This is a genomic window from Streptomyces sp. NPDC005803 (assembly GCF_040630435.1).
GTDB lineage: Bacteria > Actinomycetota > Actinomycetes > Streptomycetales > Streptomycetaceae > Streptomyces.
The window spans coordinates 1-3,101 of sequence record NZ_JBEXXO010000068.1; the positions used below are offsets into that span (position 1 = coordinate 1).

General features: G+C 67.5%; 1 protein-coding gene and 1 pseudogene. Both read left to right on the plus strand.

Features of this window, described 5'->3' with window-relative positions; all coding sequences use genetic code 11:
• Window positions 1-367: pseudogene (locus ABZ454_RS38670) on the plus strand (phage tail tape measure protein); the annotation flags it as partial.
• A gap of 45 nt (window positions 368-412) precedes the next feature.
• Window positions 413-3,101 (plus strand): hypothetical protein (locus ABZ454_RS38675; protein WP_359544107.1); only part of this gene is annotated, 2,689 nt, incomplete at its 3' end.

The following is a 3,101-nucleotide window of genomic DNA, read 5'->3' on the forward strand; positions in this document are numbered from 1 at the left end:
CACGGCGATGCAGAAAGCGATCAAGAAGGCGTTGGGTATCCACTCCCCGTCCCGGGTGTTCGCCTCGATCGGGCAGTGGATCCCCAAGGGTGTCGCGGCCGGCGTGGACGGCGGCGCAATCCACGCCACCCGCGCCATCACCCGCCTCGCCGGAAGCATGGCGGACGCCGGCACGGACTCCTTCGCCTTCAGCGGCCCCGCCGTTGCCGGCGCTCGTCGCGGCGGCGGCACGGTCGTCCACAACACGGTGCACGTCGCCGTCGAGGGCCACGTCCTCACCGAAAAGAACCTCCGCGACGTCGTCGAGAAGCAGATGCTGCGCCTCGGCATGCGCAACTCGACCACGTACTCCAAGTACCAGCGCTGACAACCGACACGAGGGCACCACCGGGTGCCGGATAGGTGGTGCCCGGTGGCCAACCCGAAACTGCACACGCTCCAGGACCCGTTCACCGCGCCCTCGCTCGACACGAGGCTCTGGAACAACATCACAGGCGGGGCGGTGACGCTGGACACCGTCCACGACACGGTAGCCATAGCCGTACCGACAGTGTCGGCGACCAACGTTTTCGGCTCGAGCACCCTCTACGACGCCACCGGCTCGTACGTCTACGCACAGATCGGGCCGGCAGCCAACGGTGCCGGCCACACCCAGACGATCATCCGTGTGCGGAACGGCGGGAGCGATGACGCCACCATGCGGTACGACTCCGGTGTGTTCCGGCTCAGCATCACCAACGCCGGCGTGGCCACCTCCGCCACGATCGGGGAGTACGACGCCCACAAACACAGGTGGTGGCGCCTACGGGAGTCCGGCGGAACCTTCCGCGCCGACACCTCCCCGGACGGCCTCACGTGGACCGAGCGGGCATCGCTGCCCTACACCTGGGACGCATCCCGGATCACCTGCCAGTTCGAGGCGGCGGCCGGCGCTGCGGAGGTTCCGGGCAGCGTCGTTCAGGTGTCCCACGTCAACACCCGGGCCGGCGGCCCGTACAACCCCAACTGGCCGTACATCGAGGACGGCTGGGGCGCGTACTGGAACGCCAACGGCGGCGCCCAGCCCCGGGACCGCTACGTCGAGATCAGCGACCGGACACGGGGCACCGTGTCCGTACAGCGGGGCCGGCAGTACGAGACCGACCAGGTCCGATCCGGTGAGGCATCGCTACGACTGGCCAACACCGACGCCGCCCTCGATCCCGCCAACGCGACGAGCCCGTTCGCCGGCCACATCGCCCCGTACCAGCCATACCGCCGGCGCGCCCAGTGGCCGCCGACCCGGAACCTGCTGGAACAGGTCGCGGCGACCGGCGGCGACCTCGGCGGTGCGACCGGCCCCATCCGCTCCGCCACCACTAACATCTTCAGCTCGGCCGATACCAGCGGCGGGGCGTTCGTCTCGACAAGCACGGCGTGGCAGGGCGGCTCCGTCCTACAGTTCGCCGTACCGGCGGCCGCGGCGGCCGGCCTCCGGGTGGGTTTCACCCTGCGCGCGGCCGTCGCCCCGGGCCAGACGTACACGATGCAGATCCGCGTACGGAACATCACCGCCTCCTCGACCGTGGACGTCAAGCCCTTCTTCGGCTGGTACACCTACGGCCTCTCCACCCCGCCCTCATACGTCTACGGCACGAGCAGTGTCCTGACAGGGTCGCCCTCCGCCGGCTGGACGACGCTGACCATCACCACGACGGCGCCGGCGAACGCGGTAGGCATGTCTACGGGTTTCGCTCTCAACGCGAACACCACCACAGCGGTGAGCGTCCAGGCCGACGGCTGGCAGTTGGAGAAGGGCACCGTCGCCACCCCGTGGACGTGCCCCGGTGCCTGGTCGGCGATCTACGCCGGCTTCACCGAGCGCTGGCCGTCCTCCTGGGACATGGAGGGCCTCTACAGCGTGGTGGAGCCGAACGCGGTCGACACGTTCTCCCTGCTGAGCCAGCAGCAGTTGTCCGACGCCCTGACGATGGAGATGAACGCCAATAATCCCCGGTTCGTCTACAAACTCGACGACCCGGCCGGCAGCACGACCCTGGCGGACTGGGCAGGCAACAACGCGCCCATCCAGATTGGGATCGGCAAGTACGGTGCCGGCAGCATCGCTTTCGGCGCCGCCATCACAGCGAACGACGCAACGAACGGCACCTACACCGGCAGTGCGGGCACCGTAGCGACGATCAGCAACAGCAACCCCGGCACGAACCTGATCACCGGCGGCGCATCGTTCCTCAAGTTGTCGTCCGCCGGCATCCTCGGCCCGGCAGATCCAGCTCAGTGGACGCGCATGTTCGCATTCCGCTACACCGGACCGGCCCCGACCAGCCTGGCCTGCCTTTGGTCGGCCTTCTCCCGTACCCGCGCCAACGGCAACCCTTCCGGCTCGATGCTGTACTTCTTCATCACCGGTGCTGGCCTTCTCCGTATGGCGATGGGCGGCCCCACGACCGGGGGCGGCTTGGCCTATCAGCCGAGTAACACCAACGTGGTTTCCGACGGCAACTGGCACCTCGCCATATGTAGCTACAGCCGCGCCACCGGCAAAATCATCTTCACTCTGGACGGCATCTCCACGTTCTACAGCGCCGACCCCAGCACGGAGCCGACCAACCTGGTTTCCGACAACGTCGGCGGCTGGGTCGACCCGACCGTCGGTAACGGCACCACGTACAACTTCAAGGGCGAAATGTCTTTCATCGCCGAGTTCCCCACGGCGCTCTCGTCGGATGCGCAGGTGAACATCTACACCGCGTGGAGGAACGCGGCCGCCGGCGAGTCCAGCAGTGCCCGCTACCAGCGAATCCTGCGGTACGCGAAGTACAACGGCACTACGAACGTTGAGAGCGGTATGACAACGTCGATGGGCCCGGCCACCATCGAGGGCCAGGACGCCATGAGCGCTCTGCAGGCGGTCGTCGACACGGAGAACGGCGCCCACTACGTTGACGCCGACGGCGTCATCACCTTCCGGTCACGGTCCTCCCGATACAACGCGTTCAACCCCGCGTATACCTTCGGGGAACGCGTAGACCTCGGCGAGTGGCCGTATGAGGAATGCCAGCTCGACTACGACTCGACGCACCTGTCGAACCAGGTCACGG